Here is a 25022-nt window from a genome sequence, read left to right on the forward strand (position 1 = left end):
ACCTACGGGAGGGAAACCCATTTTTATATATTTATATATATAGCACTTTCCCTTCCCTCGGAAATTCTCGGTATTTTTCGAGTTTTTCCCTCATAGAGAAAGTAAGGAAAGTATTCGAGATTTTCCTTAATTAAGGAAGGGAAAAAGTCGAGAATTTCCTTAAAAGAGAAACTGTTTCCCTTCGAGTTTTTCCTTCACAAGGAAAGTGAAATTGTTCGAGATTTTCCCTTTTACTTTCTTCCGACATCTCCGTTTGTTACCCAAAAACCGCCATGCTCTTTTATCCTATTTCTAACGGTTTTTTCGGATATACCCATATATTCAGCCATTGCACTTACAGTAATTTTTTCATCAATTCCACATGCTTCAAATGCAGATTCAAGAGCTTCTTTACGTTCTCTTTTGGCTTCTTCAGGACTTTTCCTCTTGTCAAAATTGTTCTTCCAACTTGGCCGACTACCATCATCAAGCTTTATATCCTTCAATATCCCTGTCTCATCGACTCTGTGTACTGGATACTGGAACCACATATTAACGGCTTCAAACTTTGGATACTCACGCAACGTACCTTCAACACGCCAAGCTGAACGCATTGAGATAATCTTCATTGCATTAGCTATTTCTGTCTCAGCTTGTGCTGCCACTTCAGGGCTTAATGCACGTTTAGCATGATTGTACATTTGAGATAAGCTTTGCTCATCATCTAAGCTGACGTACTGATCGTAATAATCAAAGCTTGTTTGTTTTATTGCATTTGCATATATATCAGCTGTTACCTTGGCTTCCTGTTGTTTGATTAAATCTTCGCTTAAATCTAGTTCCACTAAATCAATTAACGCGTCCGGATCCCGAGCAAATACGCCAGAACCTGAAGCCCTGTCCATGGACTTCTTATTTCCTTGGCCACCCTTAGAATGATGGTGACAATAAATAACACTTGAACCTAACTCTGTAGCGATTTTATCGAATTGATTCGTAAAGTGAGCCATCTGGTCCGCGCTGTTTTCATCCCCTGTTAATACCTTGTAAATCGGGTCAATGATGACAGCAATATAGCCCTTCTTTTGAGCTCTACGGATTAACTTAGGAGCTAACTTGTCCATCGGTACCGACTTACCACGTAGATTCCAAATGTCGATATTTTTAATATTGTTTGGCTGTAGCCCTAATGATTTATATACATCTTTAAATCGATGTAAGGCACTGGCTCTATCAAGCTCTAAGTTGACATATAAGACATGCCCCTTGGTACATTGCCAACCTAACCATTTAGCCCCTTCAGCAATGCCGATGGCTAGTTCAATCAATGCAAAGGACTTCCCAGCCTTCGAGGGACCTGCCATTAGCATTTTGTGCCCTTGTCTGAGGACTCCTTCTATTAAAGAAGGCGCTAGTTCTGGTAGATTGTCGAAAAAGTCATCGAGACTCTCCATATCAGGAAGATCATCATTCAAATCTTCAATCCATTCATGCCATTCATTCCAGTCGGTCTTACCAATATTGGTATCGATGATAAATTGCTTTTTGCCGTTACGGACAATTCCTGGCAGTCTACTTAACCGTGATGGATTGCGATTCTGGTTATCGATATTTAGTCCATTCTTTTTACAGACGTTATATAAGTAATCAACACGCTTACGATATTCCTCATAGTTTGGAGCATCGATACGTACAATTGAATGGATACTACGTTTTCCACTGTGCACCATAATTGCAATTGGTAACTCGAGCTCACGCATAATAGCATTCTGCTTTTCAATTTCCATGTTGTCAGATTCGACTAGTGCATATCGATAATCCGATACGTTATCATTTTTTACACCTTTCCCATCAAGTGGATTAAAGCGAATCCATGCGCCAGCTTCTTCTTTGTAGTCTCCAAGAACAGACCCTATATCTCCATCACATTTATTCAATGCTTCAATTAACTGCCCAGCTGTACGATCATACGCACCACTTGTTGGCTTATAAATGATTTCTCCTGATTTTTCATCATTTATTTGGTACGTATCTGTTACATAGCCAACATTCTCAGTAGACTGAAACAATGCTTCTAAATAACGAGTAATCTCACGTACTGGATTCCATATAGTAGGCTCATGAATTTCTCGTCCTTCAATCCAGTTTTTATCGATAATTTTATAATCGTCTACACTGATTTCATCATTCCAGTCAAGCTCATGCGATTCTTCACTAGATTTAGGCAGCCATCCTCTCTCCTTGGCCATCTGTGTGATTGTTGCCCCTGTTATCCCACTACCTTCGAAAGAAGTCCACTTTTTGAAGCATTCTCCTGGTCGATAACGTCCACCATCTTGAGTGCTCCAAGTATCCCAATCACTTGCGGTATAGCCCTCATGTTTAAGGGCCATACCGACATTTAGCCATTCCTGATAGTCTAGACTGGAGGGATCAACGAATTTCAGTAAAGGGATTAAATCCATTTTATTTTCCAAGGGGATCACCTACTTTCATTTACCGACTTTAATCTTTCTGCATTTTTAGTTATTCATCACTATGTTCTGCCTCATATTCCTCCATCGGAATAGGTTGTATATGACATTCTTCTATCATTGCTTGTTCAGCTACAAATGGTATTAATTTAACATGAGCCTCATCGTATTTTGTTGTTGCAAATTCTTTCGTTACATTTAAAGCTATTTTTATAAAAGCCCCTGTATCTTCACCTTCACTATCATGAGCTAATTTAGCAGCTGGTAGCACTTTATAAGCAAACTCTGTTTTATATGAATCCATGGTTATCCTCCTATAAAAGACGTTGTTCCCTCTCACAGACTGCGAAACTACCACTCACATTGATAACTTGATAGTTTGGGTATCTTCGCATGTAATCCAGCACCAAGCGTCTGAGTTCATCGTTATCCTTCGCCTGCTCAAATATCCAAGCAGGCAGAAGGACTTTGTGGGGTACGTTATTCATCATCACCACGAATTAAATGCGGTTGCACTCTCGATTTAGGTAAACGTAGTAAAGTAACTAACCCAAAATCATGTAATGCATTTTCACCTTTTATCGCATCCTCTGGAATCCAAACTTCTAATTTGATACGATGATAACCTTTGTGTTTACCCGATTTACTTGGTGCATGTACAGAGCAATTACCAGACATTGGTGCTAGAACTGCCACGCTATCAGGATTATTTTCTGTAATCTGTTCAGCTACCTTTTGAACAGTTTCTGGTGTTACGTCAAAAATTACTTTTCTCATTTTATACACCCTCTACTTCTCGAGCGATGAAAAAATTATTAAAGTTATCTTGTACAGGCAGGCCATCTTCTCGGAAATCAGGTGTTGCAGGCTCTACAATAAGTTTTGAATTACATTCATGACAATGTACATGTTGAGCGTTATCATTCACCCAACGTTTGCCTGTGTGTCCACAATCACACCAATACTTACACTGGTACTTGATTTGACCATCTTCAAACTCTTTGGTACCAAAGATAGGTGCTTCACTGTCAGAAGCAAGACTAATTTTTGCCACTTCCCTAATTGGAGCAGAAAGAGAACGTTCAGCATTTATCTTTGGAAGCACCTTTGATATTTGTTGAGACTTTTCTTCCTCTTTATTAGCTTTAGTCGAAACTGCAATCGCAGAAGTTTTAACATTTTGAAATGGAACATAACCAGTTGGAGCTTCACCTAAATTTTTTAAAGGATTAATCTTCTTGCAATGACTACTGTTATTTTCAACTTGTTTTACAACTCCTAGCACTCCAAAGAAACCTTCAATAATGCTCGTTACATGGTTTTCTTGAATTTCCTCTGCTTTTAAATGTGCGTTTTGAACATTAATTTCGATTTTCATAATTACTTAGCTCCTTAGTTTTTTTATTTTTAATGCTTAGGATGATCCATAACTATTCCCCACGATATTCGCTTGGTACAATACCTTCAGGAATTCTCCATCCATTAGCAGCTATACGATCAATTAGCTTTTTAGCATTTTCAAACGGCCATGTACCAACGTGTTCAAAGCCACGCCCTTCTAAGAATCGAATTTGCTTAGGTGTTGTTAACCCTTCCTCTCGGCGCTTGTCCAATCGTTCAAGTAGTTTGCTAGCTTTGCCTGCATTATCGATTTGGTCAGGGAAGATGCCAAGCTTTTCAAGTTTCTTAATTTGTTGTTCACTAGCTGGACCAGACTCCCAACCAAAGGCAGGCACGTAACTGGCTAAATCTTCTGCTTGAATACTCATTTCAAATTGCAGTGGATCTACAAGTGAGCGTTTACGTTTTTTCATTTCAGCTAATTGTTTTGCCAATGCTTCTTCACGTTGCGCAACGACATCATCTGTAGCTTGTTTTTCCACAACTTCTAAATCTAATGGAATGCCAGCCTCTTCAATTTGCTTTGTCATCGCTTTTGCAATTTCATCATTTGCAGCAATAAGATGGGCCGGATGACAAAGTTCATGTCGTTCTGTATGCCATAAAAAGTCTAGTAACAATAATTCAGTTTTACCTGGATGAAGTCGGGTACCACGCCCAACCATCTGACTGTATAAACTTCGTACCTTTGTTGGTCTTAGCACTACTACACAATCCACCGACGGACAATCCCAACCTTCAGTGAGTAACATAGAATTACAAAGCACGTTATATTTATCATTTTCAAAATCTTCCAAAATCTCCGCGCGGTCTTTAGACTCTCCATTAACCTCTGCAGCTCGGAATCCTTTTTGATTCAAGATCTCTGTAAACTTCTGACTGGTAGCAACAAGTGGAAGAAAAACGACAATCTTTCTATTACTTGCGACTTTTACCATTTCATCTGCTATGGATTCCAAGTAAGGATCTAACGCATTTCCCAAGTCACCAAGTTTGAAGTCCCCTGATTGTTGACTAACAGAAGATAAATCTAATTTCAACGGAATTGTTAAAGCTTTAATAGGGCTAAGATAGCCACTTTTTATCGCCTTTGGCAACGTGTATTCATAAGCTAGACTTTCAAAATATGAACCAAGGTTTTTCATATCGCCTCGGTCAGGAGTAGCCGTTACACCTAATACATAAGCCTGTTCAAAATATTGCAACACACGTTGGTAACTATCTGAAATACAATGGTGTGCTTCATCAATAATGATTGTGTCAAAAAAGTCTATTGGAAAGCGTTCTAATCGGCTTTGTCGCATCATGGTTTGAACACTTCCAACAACTACCCTAAACCAGCTACCTATTGAAGTTTGTTCAGCCTTTTCAGTAGCCGTTTTCAACCCTGTTGATTTTTCTAATTTATCTGCAGCTTGTTCAAGTAATTCACCCCTATGGGCAAGGACGAGAACACGCTCGCTCTTTTTTACTCGATCTTCAATAACTTTCGAAAATACGATTGTTTTGCCACACCCAGTAGGTAACACCAATAACGTTTTTTTCACACCGTTCTCCCACTCGTTTTGAATGGACTCACGGGCTTCTTGTTGGTAGTCTCTTAGTTTCATAATTACCTCCTAAAACTGTCCTGGTGTGAATCCGCCCCCACCCTGTGGTGGATTCGATGTTGGGAATGGTGGCTGATGTTGCTGATATGTTGGTTGTTGTTGTGCTGGCTGTTGCTGATAATTTGGTTGTTGATTAGGTTGTTGATATTGTTGCTGTGGCACAGGCTGTTGGTAATTTGTTTGTGGTGGTTGTTGACCCTGAATTTCCTCATAAGAGTAGAATTTTCCCACCTGATTATTTGTTCCTTCTGATCCGTCTTTCTTTGTAAATTTATTAATTTCTAGCTTCAAACGACCACGAGCACCAATCACCGCATTCCAATTCATGCGTAATTTTTCACCTTTTCTCTTTTGACCAATTCCTGCAAAAAAGTTAGATAGTAAGCCTTCGGTTTTGGTATGCAACAATAAGTTATGGAAGATTACTACATTGCCATGTTCAGGTGAATGCACGGTTAACTCTAATTTCGCTTGATTACAAGCTGGCATCTTTGCACTACCTTGGAATCGTCCACGTTCAAATTTTGCAACAGTAAAATCGTAATCACCTTCCGGTAGTAATATATAGTCACTACCATCCTTTTCAATCTCATCATCCCAGCCTAATTCTCTTTCTTGATTCATTTAAAATACCTCCTGTGTATCATGTTTTTAATAGAATGGTAGACTTTCTCTAAACTCCACAATCATTCCATAGACTTGTTGCCACGCTCCTACTAGTACGCCCTCAACAAAGCTAGGATCATAGTTTGTAATTGGCGTATCTTGTGGGTAGTAACCTTTTTGATTTACCACAACCTGTATTTCTTGCTCAGTTACATTATTCTGCAGCATTAAATCTCGTAATGGTTGTGGTATTCCAGGGCTTAATGGCACTACTGGTGGATCTGGCACATTTGGCACCGTTTGTGATGGCTCTGTTGTTGGTGGAGCTGTTGGCTGTTCAACTGGTGCACTTGGTGGTGCTTGTTGGACTTGTACTGGCTGTGAATGTTCTAGTGGATGGCTTGACCACGTTTCTGTTACTTGAACTGGTTGCTGTACCCCTTGATTAAAAATATGTGCAATATGTGCATAATCAAGTGGCAATTCATCAGGTAACCCATGGCGATTTTTAGCATCCCACGCTGGATGGTGTGTCGTGAAAATGGTACGCACACCGCCTTGTCCTTTGTGCTTTTTACCTTTATCGTCAGTTGCGATGCTATACGTCTTATAGTTGATGAATAGCACCATATCAGCCCATTCCTTTACTAAAGGAGCCGTTTGAGAGCTTGTCTTTTTACCAAGCTTTAATTGATAACGGTCATAAGCACCCATTTCGTCAGGTTGCTCAAACTTTACAATTTGTGCATGTGCAGTCAATACGACATGTATACCTGCCTCAATCACATCGCTCAATAAATTTAAGAAACGGCCGAACTCTTCTTTTGTATAAACATAGCCGTTGCCATAGCCGAAATCTTCAATACCCTTTTTTCCATGTGTAGAACAAACGCTTTCTATACAAAGCATTTCAGCCCAGTCCACTGTATCGATAATGAGTGTTTTAAATCGACTGCCTTGTTGTTTCACCCATTCAATTTGTTGTTTTAACATTGTCCAACTAGACGGTTTTTGCAAACGATCTACAGTTAATTCCGTTGTAGATCCCTCTGTATCAATAAAAATCGGTGCAGGAAATTGTGCTGCTAATGATGATTTTCCGATACCTTCTGGACCATAAATCACAACTTTTTTAGCCTTCTCAATTTTTCCGCTAATCACTTCCATTAAAATTCACCTGCTTTCCAAGTCTTTTGTTGAGGTTGCTCTACTGTTGGTACAGTATCTTGACCTGCAACATATCCGTCCTCAATGATGATGGAACACTCTTCACCTGTACTTACTCGAGTAGCGATAGCTTGCAATCCTTCTTGTTCTAGCCATTTACCAAATTCGTGAAGAGAATCTAAATCCATCTGTTCCAATTTATCTAGTAGGATAAAACCGCAATTAGGTTTCAGTTTTCGTACAATCGCTGTAGATACTTTTAATTGATCAGCGCCACTCATGTTATCCCATTTCTGTCCGTTATAAATGAGCTCACCATCTTGAACAGATAATCCTTCTAAAGGTAAATTAGCGCTTTGCAATAAAACAGATTTTTGTTTACGAACCTCTTCAATTTTCACGGTTAACTGGTTATATTGATTGTGATATTCATGAGCATCAGTTTCGGCTTTATCTTTATCAAGATTCGCTCGAACTTTTCGATTGATTTCGTCAATCTCTTGAATATTTGACTCTAATTCTGCTGTTGATTCATCATGTAAATCGAGGGCTGATTTTTTAGCAATCTCTAAATCTTGTGATATTTGTAATAGCGCATTTTCTGCAATAGCAAGCTGTTGTTTGAGTCGTTCCACTTCTTGCTGTTGTTGAATATGCTTTTGCTCAATAAATGAAAGTTGTTCACGTTTTCGCTGATTTTCACCATTACATGCTAGAATTGCTTGCTGTTGCTGAATTAGATCTGAAATAGAAATCAATTCTTTGGGTACATCAGGAAAGTAAGGCTGCTCTTTTGCATATTTTGTTTTTTGGTCAGCAATCTGGCCAAGTGTTCTACGATTGTTATAAAGCTCGTTCTCCTGTTTTTCTAACTCATATAATTGATTGCCAACACCAATAATTTGCAAAAGAATATTTGCCTTTTCCTTATTGGTCGAATTCATGAATTTTGGTAGATTAATAGCCAATTCCTCTACGAAGCTATCTAAAAGTTGTTGCCCACCTTTTTGCCCGTTTGGATCGATGATTTTCAAATCGGAATTTTTACCTTTACGCTCAACAACCAATCCATTGGACAGTACAATGTGTAAATGTGGAGGAATAACGGATCCTTCGCGTGTAGCTTGTGAAGGACGATATTTATTGCCGCCTAGTCCCCAAGCGATAGCATCTAACACGCTTGTCTTACCTTGATTATTCTTGCCGCCAACAATTGTTAAACCATTTGCTGTAGGCTCAATCTTTACTGCCTTAACACGCTTTACGTTTTCTATTTCAAGTTTGTTTATTTTGATTGGCATGACTTTTCGCTCCTACCTTTCCTTTATTCATGCTATAATTGCTTTGTACATTGTTTCTAGGTCACTTTGCAGAGTGATCTTTTTTCATTCCAGAATGCTTCAATCCCCAAGCTGAATGAACTTTTCTTTCGTGCTTTAGCTAAGCTTTCTTCTTTAGACATAAGCGGAGTGACAGCAGCTGTATGCATGTCCATCCCCCTTTTCACACGTCTTCGGAATGTCTGATATGATATGCCATTTTTTTCTGCTAAAAGCACCAGTTCAATTGGATACTTTCTTCTTTTTTCAACATTTCCACTCATACGCAATGGATGATTTGGTGGTAGGGTTGGTTCCGTACATGCCCTTTCTATATCCCATCCATATTGAACTCTCCAACGAAATGTAGTAGGGTGAATATTATTTTCCTTTACCTTATCCATGATGTGTTTTGGATACTTACGTTGTTTTTTGACAGGTGTATTTAATGCTTTCGATTTACTCCAACCTAGTCTTCGGATTCTGTAATCAAGCGTTTTTTGTGAAATACCTCTCGCTTCTGCTAACTCATACTCTTCATCCATAATGTAGTAGTCATAAGGATTTCGAGTCATTTATATCACCCTTTCGTCATTACTATAGTGCCGTGTTGCCATTCAGTGATGAATTCATGAAACTCCCAACCTTTGTATAGTAGGTTGTTAGCAACAAAGTAATCGCCCAGGACTTCTAGAAGACAATCATTCATTTTCTTCACCTACCGTATTAATTTAATAGCGCGTTCAATTGTCTCGAGCACATTTGGATTTTTTGCACCGGTAGCCATCTTCTGCAAATTAGCAATGACCTCGTCTTTTTCACCGTTTGGCTGATATTTTTTCAAGATGATTTTGTCGTTATCGATATAGATTTCTAATGGATCTTGTTTATCAATCCCTAAAGTGTTTCTGAGTTCCGCCGGAATAACTACACGCCCTAAATTGTCTACACTGCGTACAATACCTGTTGATTTCATTTCGTTTTCTCCTTTCGATTGAGAACTCCCATTTTTGTATAGATATTTGCAATAACAACACCTGTCTTAGTGAGCTCAGGATCATTATTAAATAATTTATTTTGATTCATCCTTACTAGCTGTGCTCGAGTAATTAGCTGTAAATTTTCAAGTGAAATATTAAGTTTGTTTTGATCAAGGAAAATCAGAACATGACCTTTTGGTATTGGACCATTTGCCTTTTCCCATACCACCTTGTGTTTATGTCTCCATCTTTCATGCCAGGTACCTGAGTCAGAAACTTTAATTAATACATAGCCATCACGGTCAATGCGCTCAGTACCGACAGGTTTATAATTTCTCGGCTTGTTACCCTTTTTAAATGAAGTTTTATTAACTTGACCAGGAAACTTTTTACCCTTATTAGCTGGAGTGCTGCCTATCTCAAAATAACCAGTGCGACCACTTGTAATATTGTGATTTGTTAAGCAAGATTTTAATTGTTTTAGATTGATGTCTAATTGAAAATGTTGATTGAATAAAACTAACAAATCCCTTTGACTATTTGATGGATAGTGTTCACGTAAAAACTCTTTTTGCTCATGCGTCCAGGTATGTCGCATTAGGCTCACCCTTCCAACATTTTTGGTTTTTGTAATTCTTTAGATGCAAATTCCGTGTGAAATTTTTGTGCTTGTAACACCAAACTTCCATTCGATACTATTTGATTAGCAACGCTTGTTATTGCTCGAGCACGATCGATTTCTTCAGTTAATTTTTGTCCCTTCAAATCTTCATCGCTCAAACGCTCCAGCTGTGCGAATAAATGATTGTTTAAATCACCTAATGTGTTTCGCATCTAATCTCACCTCACTTCCAAAGGCAATAGATTGAGCCATTTCAGAAAGTTTGCTGATCACTTTCTTTTCTATCCGAGCAACGTAGGATTGGCTTACTCCTAGTTCTCTAGCAATATCTGCTTGTGTTACAGCATCTACTCCAAAATGTCGCTTCATAATCAATTGCTCACGAGGTTCTAATTGGTCGACAATATCCTTCAGCAAATCTTTCATCATTTGTGTTTCTACTGTTTCAAAGACCAAGTCCGGATTCGTTCCAAAGGTATCAAGTAAACAAAACTCATCGTCCTCCATACGATTACTGATTGGTACATCTGCAGAAGTTTCAATTGACCAACGACGTACTTTTCGAAGATGCATTAATATTTCATTTCTGATACAACTTGCTGCATATGTTGCAAACTTAATATTTTTACTTGTATCAAATGTATGGACAGCTTTAATCAAACCTATTGAACCAATACTAACTAAGTCCTCTGTTGGATAACCTGTGTTATTGAATTGCTTTGTCACAAGATAGACCACTAAACGTAAATTACCTTCAATAAGCATATCTTTTGCATGTTGATCTCCAGATTCTATGAAAGCTTGAAATAACGCTTTTTCATCTGTTGCAGTTAAACGTTCTGGTAACGGTGTATTGATCATGATAGAGCCTCCTTTTATTTGAATATTGCGACTTATTTAGTCACTAATGTTTGGCGTAAGTCATAAATAAATGATTCGAATTTACGTTTATTAAATTTATATAACCGAACAACAGGGTTGTCTGTTTTGGGTTGATTTGCTGGACCATCTAAGTTGATATAATATTTTCCAACGGTCAAATACCCATTGTTATCAAAATCCCTATCGTAATACTCCCAGTAATCAGATCCAGGGCTAACTGCTATTTTGGGTTTAAAGTTTGACCATGCTTCAAGTGCAATTTGCTCCATGTAAGCTACAAATTCTTTAAACTCAGTTTGAGAAAAAATATATTTGCGTTCTAGTTCACTTGGTTGAATTACAGGTGTTTGATCTTCCCAGTAGCGAGATACATACCCTTTGATATTCAAGTCTGTTTCTCTCTCGAAAAAGACTGCTGATTTTCTATGACGTACGATTAAACCATTGAAATTACGTTCTATCATTTTGCTACACCTGCCTTCATCTGAGCCCATCTAGCTACCCAAATTAGGATGGATGTTTCTGCAATCTTCGTCAGTGCCGCACGCCTTTCATCAATTGACATAGCCAGCCACTCTAGGTTGGTTGTGTTCATTTCGCACCTCCAATCCTTCATGTACTGCCGCCCATAAATCTCGAAGTGTTTTTTTTCCATCTCCCCAATCGCGTAATAGTTTCAACGCTAACGGCTCGTTAACACGTGATAGCTCTGATAACTTTTCAGGCAAGAATGCGCGTATTTTAACTAACTCCATGTTGATTGTTTTTTCTAACCCCATAAAACCTTTACACCTCATTTCCTTCATTTTTTTACTTCACCTTTATTGGTTTTGTATCACAGCGCAATCAACTAGCTTCCTCACGCTCAATCACCGGGAAAATACCTTCACGTTTCAGTAAGTCGTAAATGAACAGTCGTCCCTTTTGCGTCCATTTTGTGCTTACTCTTGACCTATCAGCATCAATAACATGCGTTGTTGTCTGCGTATAACCTTTATCTTGGTACTTGGCGTAAAGCAACCAAATATCGCCTTGTTTGTACTGCACACCTAGCTCATAAAGCAATTTATTTAACTTGATAGCACTCATGCCATAATCCTTAGCGATTTTAGACACGGACAACAAAGACTTATTCTGTAGCACCATATCGTAGTAGCTTGCTTTCGGCTGAAGTTCGCTGTTCTGCTGCACAAGTACAAGGTTTTCAGTTTGAAGCTTCTCAACACGAGCATTAAGATAATCCATAGCACGCTTCATAACCATTTCAGGACTGTTCCACTTCTCATCTAACTCAAGAAAATATTGCCGAGCAATCTTCCCCTTCTCATTGCGTTGTAGCATCGAAATTTCTTTCGCCATGTTAATCACTAGATGATGGTCATCTATTTCTCGTTTAGCCCCGTTATTTACAAGTGCAAAACTTTTAACACTTGTAAAATCCACATTCTCAACAAATCCATAAGTAACCATTCTTTCGAACCAACTGTTATAACGTTCTGTCACTTCTAAGAACTCATGTAAATCTCGGCCACTAACTAAAATACGGTCATTTCCATTAATAGTGGGGATTAATTCGTTCATTTCGATTACTCCTTTCGCTAAAACTTGATTTAAAATCATGTTAAGATTAAAAATTTTTAACCATCTCTCAAGCCTAGTAACTCATCTGAACTTACACCGAAAAATTTACAAACTTTAATTAGATATGGGGCGGATATGCTTTCAATATCTTTTTCCCATAAACTAATGCTCGTTTGCGTCGTACCTATTTTTTCAGCAAGTTCTTTTTGAGACATTTTTCCATGGCGCACTCTCAATTCTGCGATATTAAGCATTCTTATTCACCTCGCTTTTAACTTGTTAAATGAATCATACTTGATTTTAAATCAACATTCAAGCGATTTTCACTTTCTATTTAGCTAAATCTATAAAATAAAGATTTTAAATCATGTTTTATTATTGATTTTAAATCAAATACTAAATATAATTAATAGCGAGGGAGGTGAGACAATGAAAACAACAGGAGAAAAAATAAAAGAGTTGCGTGAATCTAGAGGGATGACTCTACAACAATTAGCTGAAATGTTAGATTTAAAATCATATACTACAGTTTCTAAATGGGAATCGGATGAAAATCATCCTCGTGGAAAAGAAATAAAGATGTTATGTAAGATATTCAATGTTTCTGCTGACTACCTACTAGGACTCAGTTATATCGAGGATATAGGATGGACAATTAAAGAAGAGAGAAAAGAACAAGATCTTTCTATAGAAGAACTTGCAAATGGTGTAAATATCAGCCCCAAAATGCTTACGGGGATAGAAGATGATTTAATCCCTCTAACTTCAGAACAATTAGAGGCGATAACTAATTTTTTCAGTATGACAGTCCAAGATTTTTTGATTAAATATGAAATGTATGATGAAGCTATTCCCCAATACTTCAAGGGTGATATTAATGCTTACATTAAATTTAAAGAGGCCGAAGAGATGGATGCAAAGGGAGAAACTATTGAAAATGTAACTCCAACCAACCTAATCCCTGTAGAGCCTAACTTTGTAAAAATACCAATTCTAGGTGTTATTGCATGTGGTGACCCGATTCTTGCTGAGGAAAACATAGAAGGTTATACTTATGAGTTTGCTGAATACTTACCAAGTGGTGAAATTTTTGCGTTGAAGACCAAAGGCGATAGTATGGAACCGACTATTATGAATGGTTCTAAAGTTTTAGTCAGAGTACAGCCTGATGTAGAGAATGGAGAAATAGCAGCAGTGTTGGTAAACGGTGACGAAGAAGCTACTTTAAAAAGAGTGAAGAAACAAGATGGAATTATATTTTTAATGCCTGATAATCTATCCCATAAACCAATAATCGTTAGCCCTAGCAACCCAGCACGTATTATCGGAAAAGTTGTTAGATCAATAATAGACTTTGATTAATTAGCGCTAATCAATCAAACAAAGAAAGAGCAGACCCATCCGTCTAGCTCTTTTCTTATAACTTTAAAAGGAGATGAGACAAAAATGACCGTAAAAGAAACTGCAGCCAAAAATATATTACGTGTAGCTATCTACATCCGTGTATCTACCCGCAATCAAGAAGATAAGTATAGTCTAGCTGCACAGGAACATGAATTAACAGAATATGCGAACAAGCAAAACTGGCGTATCGTCGATGTTTTTAAGGATGTAGACAGTGGTGCAAAGTTTGATAAAAAAGGCTTAACAGCTTTGATGGATTGTGTAGATGATGGCTTAGTAGATATTGTGCTGGTTGCCGATCAAGACCGGTTATCTCGCTTAGATACGTTGAATTGGGAAGAATTAAAGTTGGTGTTGCGTGAAAACAATGTAAAAATTGCGGAACCAGGCTTAGTTATCGACTTAGACAATGAAGATGATGAATTTCGTTCTGATTTATACAATATCATTGCAAGAAGAGAGCGTCGTTTGTTTCGTAGAAGATCTCAACGAGGACTACGCCAATATGTACGAGAAGGTGGTATATATGGCCGCATACCATTCGAATATGTTTATGACAAGGAAACAAAAGAGGTATCCATTAATAAAGAATTTTCTTGGGTCATACCATTCATCGATGATTTATTTTTACAAGGATATGGTCTATCGAGTATTGCTACAGAGCTAAATAAAATTTCACGTACATCAAACGGCTCTAAATGGCATCCTAACACCGTGTATCAAAGGTTAAGAAATGTGGCTTATTGTGGTGAATATAGCGTAACTTTTTCAAACGGTGAAACAATTACCAATGAGGATAAATATCCTCAACTAAGAACAGTAGAAACTTTCGAACGCATACAACACTTAATGGAAACGAATACGAAGCTATTCCCGACAACACGAATACATCACCATCCACTTGCTAAGTTGCATATTACATGTACTATTTGTGGACGCAAAATATCTTTACAACAAGGTGATAAATCGCAGTACGGCGGATACAGATGGTATTTAACACATAATCATGGATTAGCTGACCCTTGCCCCTTCGAGCCGAAATATAATGCTGTTCGCATTACTAGACCTCTTGTGTTAGCTGTTAAAAACATTTTATTAAGTGAGGAAACAGCAAAAAGATACCTTGATATTGAATTTAAGGATGAATCTCAAATTAGCCAACTTGAGCAACAAGCGTCAAGTTTACAAAAGATGATGAGCGATAATAACGGGAAAATTGATAAGTTGTTAGATTTGTATTTAGATAGCAAGCTGACAAAAGAAAAATATGAGGAAAAAACGAAACTAATTGAAAATGAAAATAAGAGCTTAAATTCAAAACTTAATGAACTAAATACGAAAATCCATCTGTTAAAAAGTGAAAAATATAGTTATGATGCACTACTTGATAATTTGGCAGTAGTAGAAGAACACTTGTCGTCTATACATCGAATAGATACTGAATATAGCGAGAAAGATAAAGAAGATTTGATAGCAGCACTATTTGAATATGCGCTACTCTCACCTGCTGATAACACAATCACTTTTAAATTCACTACCATCAATGATTTTCCTATTGATTTAATAGTGAAAATAGATGAAACGAATATAGAATACGAAGAACGTTTATTACAACAGCAAAGAGAACGTTACGAAGCTACACAAGCTATTTTAGATGCCCAGCCAGCTCCTATTTCATTTATGAAATTAAAACGACTGTCAGGATTGAATGCACAAACATTACGACTAGACGAAGAACGATTTGGACCTTATTCAAACTTGAAATTAGGTAAAGGTAGCCCTGAACGAAAAACAGAAATTGTTGAAGGTATTAAAAAGTTAATTACTGTAAATCCAAACATGGCCAGTATAGATATTGCGAAAGAGTTAGGTAGTTCCCAGGGTACTATTTTGAAATATATCAGAGAGAATAAATTGCGTGAAGGTAGACAGCGCAAGGGCTGAGGGGTTGATATGTACATAAACATTCATTGACATGTTATTCGTTTCAGAATTGTATAATTAGGATGGAAATAATTAGAAGCACAATTAACATTTCGATTAGCGTGAATCCAGCTTGCCGCTTTATTTTTTTCATTATGATCCTCCTAGACTAGTTCAATCATGTGATAAATTGGTAATAACAAACTGACATATGCAGCAACGATACAGACAGCAATGATGATAAAAAAAGTTGGCTGTACAAATGCAAGCATTCTGTGCAATAATTGCTCCTGCTTGTCTGTCAATAATTCGCTATAGAGTAAAAGCTCTTTTCCTAAATAGCCACTTTTCTCGCCATGCTCAACAAAAGTGGAGAAATCCCTCTGCCAAACTGCTGTTAATTGAACAGCCTGTGTCAAAGTGTCTCCAAAAACAACACGCTCCTTGATGCATTGAGCCAGATGCTGTAAAAGTGGCTGTAATTTCTGTTCTTCCAAGATTTGCAGACTGGCCTGTAAGGAAAAACCACTTTCTAGTAGACTCCCTAAATAGGCAGCAAATTGTCTCGTTAAAGATAGTCGCACATAAATTTGGATAAATGGGATTTTTGAGATAACTTTTAACTGGCGAGCAATTGGCTGGCGTTTAAGATAAAGCTGAAAAAATACAATACCACCAACTATAGCTATACCTGAAACGACAAGAGCATCAGGGAAGTGCAAGAACATTTTTGATAGCTCAACCATTGTTTGATCATTGCTAGTAGTTCGACTTGAAATCATTTTTTCTATATTTGGAAAAAATACTGTACGAAATACAAAAAACAATAGCAGCAAAAATAGTATGAGTACTACTGGGTATAAGAGCAGCTTCATTAATTTTTTCTTGGTCGCCTCACTTACAGCCATTTGCTTTGCTACTCCTTTTATGGCCTCAATCATATGACCATTATTTTCCGCAACCGTAATCGCCACTAAATGATGCTTTGCAAGCCGTAATGTTTCCAAAATCCCTGTAACACCTATCCCTTGCCTAAGTTTTTCGTCGATCCGTTGCTGAATTTCCTCATGTGCCTCAATATGGTGTGGTAAAAGGATTGAAATCGCTTGAGGAAATAAATAACCTTCCTGCATTAACACACTTAATCGACTGAAGAAATGTGCTTGATCCTTTACCCGCCACTTTGTAGCCTTATTGTATTCTACTAACATCTTGTCAGTGTATTTTCGTAGCTGCATATATTTGCCCCTCTATTAAATCTCTTTGACCTGCAAGTGTTAAATCACGTGGCAGCTCATAGCTAGTATTTTGCATGATTGCTTTGATGGCCTCTTGAAGATGAACATCGCTTAATATTTCAAACAATGCACGGCGCTCTTCCTGAATGATTGGCGACTGGAGAAGTATTTGAGCAACAATCCCTATTATCGTTTGACGAAGCTCTTCGACAGAAACACCTAAGTCGATCAGTCGATAAAGACAACTTACCGAATCCTTAGCATGGATGGTGCTTACCACTAAATGACCTGTTAAGGAAGCCTCTATTGCGATTTTGGCAGTTTCTTTATCACGTATTTCACCAATCATAATGACATCAGGTGAGTGGCGTAATATAGCCTTTAAACCGGCAGCATATGTAACACCAGCTCGTTCATTTACTTGAATTTGAAGAAGATTCGCTTGATTATTTTCTACAGGATCTTCCAAGGAGATAACATGACGATGTAATTCTGTTGAGCAATAATGAATGAGTGAATATAACGATGTCGATTTTCCAGACCCGGTTGCTCCTGTAAAACATAGAAGCCCTTGCTGATGTTTCACGAGCTCCATTAAGATGTTCGCTGCGAATTTGGAATAACATAAAGAAGTAAGTGGGAATGTATGATTTTGTAGAAGAAGTCGGATAATCAGACTTTCTTTTAAAAACACTGAGGGAAGTGTAGATACACGAAAGGCAAATGGATCTTTCTCCATTGATTTTTGAAAGGAGCCGCTTTGGGGTTTGCGACGCTCACTAATATCTAAGGCTGCCAAAAATTTATAGAAGGAAATCATCCGTTCTGCCAGATCGTTCGGTAATTCACCAGCCTGAAGCAGCTTATCGTATTTCCGAAAATACAGACGGTACCGTTCCATTTCGGGTACTAATAATAAATCTGATGCACCGAAATGATAAGCCCTTAGTAAAAGCTGCTCACATTTTTGTTCGACAACTGTTTCGAAATTCTGCACATTTGCACCTCTCTTCTACTTCATTCGAATATGACCGCCCTATTCGTTATTTCCTAGTATAGTGATGAATATGTCACGAGAAAAGCCCTTTTCTCAAAATAAAAATTTGCTATTAAAACGCCTAACAATTTAGGTTTTTGTTATAAAAATGTGGATAACTTGCAAATTTCCACTAAAAAAGAACATCCTTACATGAAAAAGTTAATATTTATGCCGAAAGGAACTGTATCTTTTTCAATAATACAATATAATAGAATCAACATGATTTTTTTACTAACACTTGGTAGACTAAATAGTATTTGAAAAATAAAATTGAGGTGAAGCAAATGATCCATCCATTAAAGATTACTAGTACATTAGCCGATGAAACTAGATACTCGATTTATGAGTACATATTGAAAGAGAGAAAAACAGTAACTGTTCAAAATATTGCTGATAAATTCAGCATTCATCCGAACGTTGCACGCCTGCACTTAACAAAACTTTCAGAAATTAATATAATTACTGCTGATTTTGCCAAGACTGGTAAGGGCGGGCGACCTGGCCGCGTATATAAGGCTTCCGAAAAAGGGGTATCATTAACATTCCCAAGACGGGATGAGGATCGACTATTAAAGTGGACAATTCAATTGATTCAAGAATTTGGCCCATCTGCTTTAACAAAATGCATGGACATCGGCTACCAAGACGGATTCCAGCAAATGAAGAATTATGTAAGTGCTGAGTTAAAATTAAATAATACCCTTTCCTTCGACCAAAAGCTTCAACTATTAACAGACAATGCTGCATTAATTGGCTATATCCCGCAAATACAGCAAACAGAGCATGGCAAAAAGGTGATATTCTCCATATTTAATTGTCCGTTCCAGGAACAGCTTACTACCCATTCAGAAATTGTATGTTCTTTACATGAATCCTATCTAAAGGGTCAGTTAGATGCATTATTTTCTAGTAATGAATTTATACAGATTGAAAGCATGATACATAATTGTGATTTATGTAAATATGAAATAAACGTGACAGAATTAGATCGTTAATTTAAAAATTCCATTTGTTTGTCACAAAGAAGGAGAAGTTCCAGTTTACAGACACCTTTCATATCATTTATAATGAGTAAGAGATTATTGTGTCGTGGGCAAAAGGAGGGGAAATTTCATGGATAATATGTATAAAGTTATGGCATTCTGGACAGGTATTTTTGCAGTTATGTTCTACCTTGGTGGTATGAACGAGGTATCGCTATTATTCGTAGGTAATACAGGTTTATTCTTATTATTAGGCTTCTTAAACCTTTCAGAACGTATGTACATGTACATTTTCGGAGCATATTTAACTGTATTCTTCGCTGGCTTCACGTACTATACAACATTTATTCACGTACCTGGTGGCGGTCATTAATACAGAGAAAATTGCGTGTCTCAAAATATGAGACACGCCTTTTTTGTTTCTATCTTTTATGAGCATAATAAAATCCCCCTTAGGTTAGGGGGATTTATATTTTATGAGGTTAGTTTAGGTTTATATTTATTAAACACAATCGTTTGTATAATCATCCACATAGAGGACACAGTCCAATAGAATGGGATGGCTGATGGCATGAATAGAGATGAGAATACGATCATAGCTGGCATGATCCCTATCATCATTTTCATTTGTGGATTACTATTTCCTGCTAGCTTAAATGATAAATACATTTGAATCATCATCGCTAAACCTGCAAAAGCTGCCATAAAAATATCTGCAGAACCAAGATTAAACCATAACAAGCTCTCATGCATAATAGCATTGTTTTTAGAAATGGTTAAATACAAGCCAGTTAAAATCGGAAATTGTATAAGCGCTGTTAGACATCCCGTTTTCATGCCTGAAAAGTTCTCCATCATTAATCGAGACATTTGCAGTTGATACTCTTTACGTTCTTCATCTGTTTTAGCTTGGCTTAACTTTGTTTGTAAAGCTAATAATTGCTCCTTATTCCCTTCGGTAGTTTGCGTAACCACCTGTTGGGATTTAAAAGACTTGAAATTTGGATACATTAGAATTAAACGTATAAGCACTGTAAGAAGTACGATTGCAAAAACATAGCTCCCTGTAAAATGAAAAAAAGCCTCTAACAAATTTGTCAATGGTTGTGTTAATAATTCAAGCATTAATGATTATCTCCCCTTTTATAATTTTTCTTATAAAAGGGATACTAATTCCTCATCATTATCGGATTTACTGTAAATTACTGTTCTCAGCCATTTATTAAGTGTGATATGAGATAAATACATCTTTGTTTCAAAACTTACATTGACTGTTAAATCAATCGTTACATCAAAATTAGTATCAAAAACAGAAATTTTATCAAATATAGTATAGATGTATACTTTAATAAACGGACTATGTTGAATTAAGTAATTAAAATCAGTAATCAGCGATAAAAGTAAAATCAATTCCATCTACATCACCTAAGTTTATTTTAGCACAAATAAATAAAATTGTTTAATTTTTCTATCGTTTTTTAAAATCCATTTAAAAAGGGATTTGTCTCCATTTCCGCTCCAACGGTCGTGTAATTGCCATGACCAGGATAGACAATCGTATCCTCTGGTAAAGTTAATAATTTATCATGGATGGATGCAAGAAGTACCTTTGTTGAACCGCCAATTAAATCGGTTCTTCCTACACCTTGTTCAAATAGCGTATCTCCCACAATAGCAAAACCATCATGTTCAAATATATACGAAATACTGCCAGGTGAATGACCTGGTGTAAAAATTGCTTTAAATACAAAACCGTTTATTTCAAATAGACGCTCTTCTTTTATTATATTTTCTTCAGCTGGTGCAGCAACAACATAATCTGGTAAAGCCGCATATTTGCTAGAGCCATTCTTTGATGGATCTCCTAACCAGCTAACTTCTTTTTCATGGATCCATACGGGAATATTAAAAGCTTCACGGACTGCATCCACTGCACCAATATGATCAAAATGTGCATGTGTTAAAAAAATAGCCAATGGCGTTAAACCATTACTGCGTATAGCTTTAATAATTCGCTGCGCTTCCTCTCCTGGATCAAATATTAAGCATTCCTTCTCTTTATTCGATACGATATAACAATTCGTTTGGACGGGTCCAAGTGAATAACTTCGTACGTTCATCATTGTCATCACCTCAATTTCCTATTATACAGCCTTTGCCACAATTTGACGATAAATGTTCATAGTTTACGCTATTTTAGTTCTCGACAAAAACAGGTAGAACGTTTACAATTAAGGAGGAATATTGTTTACGACATTCATTTTCTGATGTCGAAAGGAGTGTCAATTTTTAATGAACTTATTAATGGTTATTTTTGGTCTAGTAGCGATTTTCGCTGTAGTTGGTACATTCCAAGCAATTAAAGAAAAGAACCTTTTAAGTGTTGTTTTCAACTTATTAAGTGCTGTAGTATTCGGTTGGTTCGTCATCATGACAATCGTTCATAGCGGTTACCCACCAAAATTACACTAAAATCTAGACAGAAAAAAGAGCAGTCTCTATTATGAGGCTGCTCTTTTTCTATCTATATCATTATTGATGGGGAGCCATAAACCTACTTTTTTGACTATCTGAATGAATTTTTTTAATTAGGTGAGTCTCCTTTTCATCCGAGAAGTTTGCATTGCTTTCCGAGCGTATTTCTCATTCACCTGAGCATTTTTCTTTGCTACCCGAGCGAGTTTTTCTTTCATCTGAGCGGTTTCCATAATAACCGAGCAGTTTCCCGCGTTCCCTGAGCGGTTTCCTTCACTACCCGAGCATTTCTCCCCTTTTTCCTGAAATACAAAAAGAGAGATCTCCATATAAGTAGAGATCCCTCTTTATGTTATTTCACAGCATCTTGTTTCAAATTCCCAGTCTTTTCATCATAGAATCGAAGCAAGTCGCCGTTGATGATGGCATCGGAATTTTCTAATTCCATTGTAGCTCGATCAGCATATGGCTGACATGGCTCGCCATCAACCTCTTCACCGGTAGCTTTGTCATAGCAAGCCTCACCAGCATAAACATATTTATCTGTTATAAATCGACCGTCACGGAATACAACAAAGTCTTCATGCTCTGGTGAGAATAAGTCTGCGCCCATTTGCATGTCTTTTGACGTTTCAACGCCAAGAAGATGTAAGATTGTTGGACGTAAATCCATTTGTCCAGCTACCTCAGTCATTTCTTTACCATCGCCAGCTCCAGGGATATGGATGAATAAAGGTACTTCTTGTAGCAGTGCATTATCAAATGGTGTAATGCTTTCTTTTCCTAAATACTGTGCCATCGCCTTGTTATGGTTTTCAGAAATACCATAATGGTCACCATACATTACGATAATAGAGTTATCATATACGCCTTGATCTTTTAAGCTTTGGAAGAAGTCTTTCAGTGCTTCGTCCATATAACGAACCGTTTGGAAGTAGCGATTTAATGTACCTGAATTCGAAGTATATTCAGGAATCATAACATCATCCGGATCCAATGTGAATGGATAGTGGTTCGTTAATGTAATTAGTCGAGAATAGAATGGCTGTGGCATATCTTTCATTAATGCTGCAGATTGCTCTACAAATGGGACATCTTTCATTCCCCAGTTGACAGCTTGCCCTTCGCCAATCGTATATGAATCTATATCATAGAATTTATCGATATTTAAAGATTGATACATCATATCACGGTTCCAGAATGATTTATTATTTGGATGCATGACATTTGTAAAGTAGCCGTTTTCTCCAAGACGCTCAGCCATTGAGTTGTACGTATTCCCACCATGTGTGAAGAATACTGCACCACGTCCTAAGCCGAACAATGAGTTTTCTAAAATAAATTCTGAATCAGATGTTTTTCCTAAGCCAGTTTGGTGGTAGAAATTACTGAAATAAAACGTATCTTTATCTTTTGTTAAAGAGTTTAAGAATGGTGTAACTTCATGACCATCCATCTGATTATTAATAACAAAGTTTTGTAAAGATTCCATTGACACAACAATTAAGTTACGCCCTTTGTACTCTCCAAACATTTCAGGGTTAATGGCTGCCTGGTTAGAGCGAATATAGTTATTCACTTCTACTAGCTCACTACCATCCGCTAATGCACGTTGAGCAGAAGATTTTGATTGAATATAAATATCATACAAGTGGTAGTTGTACGTACCAATGTTTTTCACAAGTAATTCGCGGTCAAAGCTACGTGTTAACAGTTGTGGACGCTCTGTTTCTGCTAGCCCTAAGTTTAAGAAAGACATAGCAATTGCTAATACGAAGAACGCACGACGGAATTCAACGTTGACTTTTACTGCTTCTTTCATTCTAGGTACATATTTATTAGCTAAAATTAGAATTAGTACATCAACAAAATACAATAAATCCCATGGGCTTACAATAGCTGCTACAGAAGTTCCTAAATCGCTGAAATTACTTGTCTGGAATAATACCGGTAATGTAATAAAGTCATTGTAGAAACGATAGAACGCCACATTTCCATATAAGACTATTGATAAAAGAACACTGACAGTAATAATAAATCGGTTTTTAGCCTTTGTTGATTTAAAGAACAATGCTAATCCATAAGCAAAGAGTAAGAAACTTAACGGATTAATAAACAAGATAAATTGTTGCATCGCATTTTCAATTTTCATCTCAAAGCTTGTGTGATAAACAATGACCGTTTTTATCCAAGTTGCTACAATTGCTAGTATCATAAATGAATGTTTAGGCCACTTAATTGATTTCATTCCTAACATCCTCCCTACTTTCTTACACAAAAAAATAATAATTTTTAACAATTTGTTACTGAAACAAAATATATCTTAATCCTTTTTTTACAGATAATCAACAGATATATTTTTGGAAAACTCTTCTCCTTACTCTTCTATGCGCCAGATACTTATATATACGTTTTGCATTGTAAAAAGTTTCATAAAATCATAAAAACAGTGGAAAGCCACTGTTTCTTAGAATATTACAAAGTTGTTACACTATTTTTACAATACCCAATTTCGTAATCTTTCAATCACGATTGATTATTTTCTTTCATACGAAGTTTTGTAGTTTCTTGTCGAATTAGTAACAATGCCATTTGGTAATCTTTAATATCAAGCACATTTGCTTTATACAATTCACGAATTTCATCCTCCATTAGCATTAAATCTCCAATGGGATCACGTGTATAAATATAAGTACCATATGTTTTCAATAATTCATAAATATCTAACATTTTATCCATTTTAATTCGCTCCTCGTTGTGCAGCACAATCTATACGTATTGTGGATGTCACAATGATATCTACTGGGCAATCATGTACTTCTGTAGGAACACGATCAACTAGCTGCTCGTCAAATAGCAATGACATGAGCTTACCCTTTTTATAGTTTAATATATAGCGGTCATAATAACCACCGCCATAGCCTATTCGATAGCCATATTGATCAAAAACAACTCCTGGAACAAGTAGGACATTCATCTCATTTGCGTCAACAAACTCACATTTTTCTGGAATCGGCTCACGCAAATGCATATACACAGTTTCTAACTGTTCAAAAGAATTAATAATGTAAAATGTCATTTCTCTTGTTTTTGGGTTACATTTTGGAACTGCAACTTTTTTACCAAGCTGCCATAATTCGTTTATAAGATGAAGCGTGTCGACTTCTGGTTTATTGGAAATTGTAATACCAATTGTATTTGCCTCTATTATATATGGTTCCTGTAGCACCTTTTTTACTATAGCTAAAGACTGCTCATGATAAGCTGTTTCACTCATAGTTGCAAGCGCTTCCTTTACCTTGTTTCGTAATGTTGTTTTATCCAAGCCAAGCTACCTCC

29 protein-coding genes and 3 pseudogenes are annotated in these 25022 nt (G+C 36.9%); 6 read left to right on the top strand and 26 right to left on the bottom strand.

Annotated elements, in window-relative coordinates; genetic code table 11:
* Window positions 1-230: 230 nt before the first annotated feature.
* The 17 genes from AC3WOM_RS03645 to AC3WOM_RS03725 all read right to left on the bottom strand — a co-directional run bounded on the left by AC3WOM_RS03645 (window position 231) and on the right by AC3WOM_RS03725 (window position 12875).
* Window positions 231-2465 (bottom strand): AAA family ATPase, encoded by a 2235-nt coding sequence (locus AC3WOM_RS03645; protein WP_492445037.1) that lies wholly within the window; start codon window positions 2463-2465, stop codon window positions 231-233.
* 40 nt (window positions 2466-2505) lie between these two features.
* Window positions 2506-2757 (bottom strand): hypothetical protein, encoded by a 252-nt coding sequence (locus AC3WOM_RS03650; protein ID WP_492445038.1) that lies wholly within the window; start codon window positions 2755-2757, stop codon window positions 2506-2508.
* 176 nt (window positions 2758-2933) lie between these two features.
* Window positions 2934-3230: a hypothetical protein gene (locus AC3WOM_RS03655; RefSeq protein ID WP_492445040.1), complete on the bottom strand. Its 297-nt coding sequence runs from the start codon at window positions 3228-3230 to the stop codon at window positions 2934-2936.
* Window position 3231: 1 nt separating this feature from the next.
* Window positions 3232-3831, bottom strand: a complete 600-nt coding sequence (locus AC3WOM_RS03660; protein ID WP_492445042.1) for a hypothetical protein — start codon at window positions 3829-3831, stop codon at window positions 3232-3234.
* Window positions 3832-3883: 52 nt separating this feature from the next.
* Entirely contained in the window at window positions 3884-5464 is a 1581-nt protein-coding gene (locus AC3WOM_RS03665; RefSeq protein ID WP_492445044.1) for a DEAD/DEAH box helicase, read from the bottom strand.
* Between the two features lie 9 nt (window positions 5465-5473).
* Entirely contained in the window at window positions 5474-6088 is a 615-nt protein-coding gene (locus tag AC3WOM_RS03670) for a hypothetical protein (protein WP_429982395.1), read from the bottom strand.
* Window positions 6089-6115: 27 nt separating this feature from the next.
* Window positions 6116-7237, bottom strand: a complete 1122-nt coding sequence (locus tag AC3WOM_RS03675) for an ATP-binding protein (protein WP_492445046.1) — start codon at window positions 7235-7237, stop codon at window positions 6116-6118.
* Window positions 7237-8538, bottom strand: coding sequence for an AAA family ATPase (locus AC3WOM_RS03680; protein ID WP_492445048.1), 1302 nt, complete (start codon window positions 8536-8538; stop codon window positions 7237-7239). The genes AC3WOM_RS03675 and AC3WOM_RS03680 overlap by 1 nt, the downstream gene beginning before the upstream one ends.
* A gap of 56 nt (window positions 8539-8594) precedes the next feature.
* Window positions 8595-9131, bottom strand: a complete 537-nt coding sequence (locus tag AC3WOM_RS03685; RefSeq protein WP_492445050.1) for a hypothetical protein — start codon at window positions 9129-9131, stop codon at window positions 8595-8597.
* A gap of 143 nt (window positions 9132-9274) precedes the next feature.
* Window positions 9275-9532, bottom strand: a complete 258-nt coding sequence (locus AC3WOM_RS03690) for an AbrB/MazE/SpoVT family DNA-binding domain-containing protein (protein ID WP_492445051.1) — start codon at window positions 9530-9532, stop codon at window positions 9275-9277.
* Window positions 9529-10134, bottom strand: a complete 606-nt coding sequence (locus AC3WOM_RS03695; protein WP_492445053.1) for an HNH endonuclease signature motif containing protein — start codon at window positions 10132-10134, stop codon at window positions 9529-9531. The genes AC3WOM_RS03690 and AC3WOM_RS03695 overlap by 4 nt, the downstream gene beginning before the upstream one ends.
* Window positions 10135-10139: 5 nt before the next feature.
* Window positions 10140-10370: a hypothetical protein gene (locus tag AC3WOM_RS03700; RefSeq protein WP_427546304.1), complete on the bottom strand. Its 231-nt coding sequence runs from the start codon at window positions 10368-10370 to the stop codon at window positions 10140-10142.
* Window positions 10351-11019 (bottom strand): sigma-70 family RNA polymerase sigma factor, encoded by a 669-nt coding sequence (locus AC3WOM_RS03705; protein WP_492445055.1) that lies wholly within the window; start codon window positions 11017-11019, stop codon window positions 10351-10353. The genes AC3WOM_RS03700 and AC3WOM_RS03705 overlap by 20 nt, the downstream gene beginning before the upstream one ends.
* A 32-nt stretch (window positions 11020-11051) precedes the next feature.
* On the bottom strand, window positions 11052-11504 hold the full coding sequence (locus AC3WOM_RS03710; RefSeq protein ID WP_492445057.1) for a hypothetical protein: 453 nt from the start codon (window positions 11502-11504) through the stop codon (window positions 11052-11054).
* Between the two features lie 90 nt (window positions 11505-11594).
* Window positions 11595-11819: a hypothetical protein gene (locus AC3WOM_RS03715; protein ID WP_492445059.1), complete on the bottom strand. Its 225-nt coding sequence runs from the start codon at window positions 11817-11819 to the stop codon at window positions 11595-11597.
* Window positions 11820-11886: 67 nt separating this feature from the next.
* Window positions 11887-12621, bottom strand: a complete 735-nt coding sequence (locus AC3WOM_RS03720; RefSeq protein WP_492445061.1) for a phage antirepressor KilAC domain-containing protein — start codon at window positions 12619-12621, stop codon at window positions 11887-11889.
* Between the two features lie 56 nt (window positions 12622-12677).
* The gene (locus tag AC3WOM_RS03725) at window positions 12678-12875 is read right to left on the bottom strand and encodes a helix-turn-helix domain-containing protein (protein WP_492445063.1); all 198 of its coding nucleotides are present in this window, start codon (window positions 12873-12875) and stop codon (window positions 12678-12680) included.
* A 175-nt stretch (window positions 12876-13050) separates the two neighbouring features.
* On the opposite strand from AC3WOM_RS03725, the pseudogene AC3WOM_RS03730 reads away from it, so the two are divergent.
* The 3 genes and pseudogenes from AC3WOM_RS03730 to AC3WOM_RS03740 form a co-directional block, all read left to right on the top strand.
* Window positions 13051-13416, top strand: a pseudogene (locus AC3WOM_RS03730) (helix-turn-helix domain-containing protein); the annotation flags it as partial.
* A 150-nt stretch (window positions 13417-13566) separates the two neighbouring features.
* Window positions 13567-13983, top strand: a pseudogene (locus tag AC3WOM_RS03735) (LexA family protein); the annotation flags it as partial.
* An 84-nt stretch (window positions 13984-14067) separates the two neighbouring features.
* Window positions 14068-15969 (top strand): recombinase family protein, encoded by a 1902-nt coding sequence (locus tag AC3WOM_RS03740; RefSeq protein WP_492445065.1) that lies wholly within the window; start codon window positions 14068-14070, stop codon window positions 15967-15969.
* A gap of 52 nt (window positions 15970-16021) precedes the next feature.
* On the opposite strand, the pseudogene AC3WOM_RS03745 reads toward AC3WOM_RS03740, so the two are convergent.
* The 3 genes and pseudogenes from AC3WOM_RS03745 to comGA all read right to left on the bottom strand — a co-directional run.
* Window positions 16022-16102, bottom strand: a pseudogene (locus tag AC3WOM_RS03745) (prepilin-type N-terminal cleavage/methylation domain-containing protein); the annotation flags it as partial.
* Window positions 16103-16112: 10 nt separating this feature from the next.
* Window positions 16113-17186, bottom strand: a complete 1074-nt coding sequence (gene comGB / locus AC3WOM_RS03750) for a competence type IV pilus assembly protein ComGB (RefSeq protein WP_492445067.1) — start codon at window positions 17184-17186, stop codon at window positions 16113-16115.
* Window positions 17164-18183: a competence type IV pilus ATPase ComGA gene (comGA, locus tag AC3WOM_RS03755; RefSeq protein ID WP_492445068.1), complete on the bottom strand. Its 1020-nt coding sequence runs from the start codon at window positions 18181-18183 to the stop codon at window positions 17164-17166. The genes comGB and comGA overlap by 23 nt, the downstream gene beginning before the upstream one ends.
* Window positions 18184-18509: 326 nt before the next feature.
* Here comGA and AC3WOM_RS03760 point away from each other — a divergent pair, with 326 nt between their 5' ends.
* Window positions 18510-19220 carry a helix-turn-helix transcriptional regulator gene (locus AC3WOM_RS03760; RefSeq protein ID WP_492445070.1) on the top strand — a complete coding sequence of 237 codons (711 nt, stop codon included), beginning with the start codon at window positions 18510-18512 and terminating at the stop codon, window positions 19218-19220.
* 118 nt (window positions 19221-19338) lie between these two features.
* Window positions 19339-19581 carry a DUF2626 family protein gene (locus AC3WOM_RS03765; protein ID WP_024361272.1) on the top strand — a complete coding sequence of 81 codons (243 nt, stop codon included), beginning with the start codon at window positions 19339-19341 and terminating at the stop codon, window positions 19579-19581.
* A 101-nt stretch (window positions 19582-19682) separates the two neighbouring features.
* On the opposite strand, the gene yidC is transcribed toward AC3WOM_RS03765, so the two are convergent.
* The 3 genes from yidC to AC3WOM_RS03780 form a co-directional block, all read right to left on the bottom strand.
* Window positions 19683-20333, bottom strand: a complete 651-nt coding sequence (yidC, locus tag AC3WOM_RS03770; protein WP_492445071.1) for a membrane protein insertase YidC — start codon at window positions 20331-20333, stop codon at window positions 19683-19685.
* 30 nt (window positions 20334-20363) lie between these two features.
* Window positions 20364-20624 carry a hypothetical protein gene (locus AC3WOM_RS03775; protein ID WP_427541617.1) on the bottom strand — a complete coding sequence of 87 codons (261 nt, stop codon included), beginning with the start codon at window positions 20622-20624 and terminating at the stop codon, window positions 20364-20366.
* A 62-nt stretch (window positions 20625-20686) separates the two neighbouring features.
* Window positions 20687-21331, bottom strand: a complete 645-nt coding sequence (locus AC3WOM_RS03780; RefSeq protein WP_427541620.1) for an MBL fold metallo-hydrolase — start codon at window positions 21329-21331, stop codon at window positions 20687-20689.
* A gap of 169 nt (window positions 21332-21500) precedes the next feature.
* On the opposite strand from AC3WOM_RS03780, the gene AC3WOM_RS03785 reads away from it, so the two are divergent.
* Window positions 21501-21680: a DUF2759 domain-containing protein gene (locus AC3WOM_RS03785; protein ID WP_427541623.1), complete on the top strand. Its 180-nt coding sequence runs from the start codon at window positions 21501-21503 to the stop codon at window positions 21678-21680.
* Between the two features lie 355 nt (window positions 21681-22035).
* Here the strand turns inward: AC3WOM_RS03785 and AC3WOM_RS03790 are convergent, their stop codons facing one another.
* The 3 genes from AC3WOM_RS03790 to AC3WOM_RS03800 form a co-directional block, all read right to left on the bottom strand.
* Entirely contained in the window at window positions 22036-23931 is a 1896-nt protein-coding gene (locus tag AC3WOM_RS03790) for an LTA synthase family protein (protein ID WP_427541629.1), read from the bottom strand.
* 278 nt (window positions 23932-24209) lie between these two features.
* Window positions 24210-24422, bottom strand: coding sequence for a YqgQ family protein (locus tag AC3WOM_RS03795; protein ID WP_427541632.1), 213 nt, complete (start codon window positions 24420-24422; stop codon window positions 24210-24212).
* 1 nt (window position 24423) lies between these two features.
* On the bottom strand, window positions 24424-25008 hold the full coding sequence (locus tag AC3WOM_RS03800; RefSeq protein ID WP_427541635.1) for a 5-formyltetrahydrofolate cyclo-ligase: 585 nt from the start codon (window positions 25006-25008) through the stop codon (window positions 24424-24426).
* Between the last annotated feature and the right edge of the window lie 14 nt (window positions 25009-25022).

Source organism: Lysinibacillus sp. FW301-JW8, assembly GCF_058788755.1.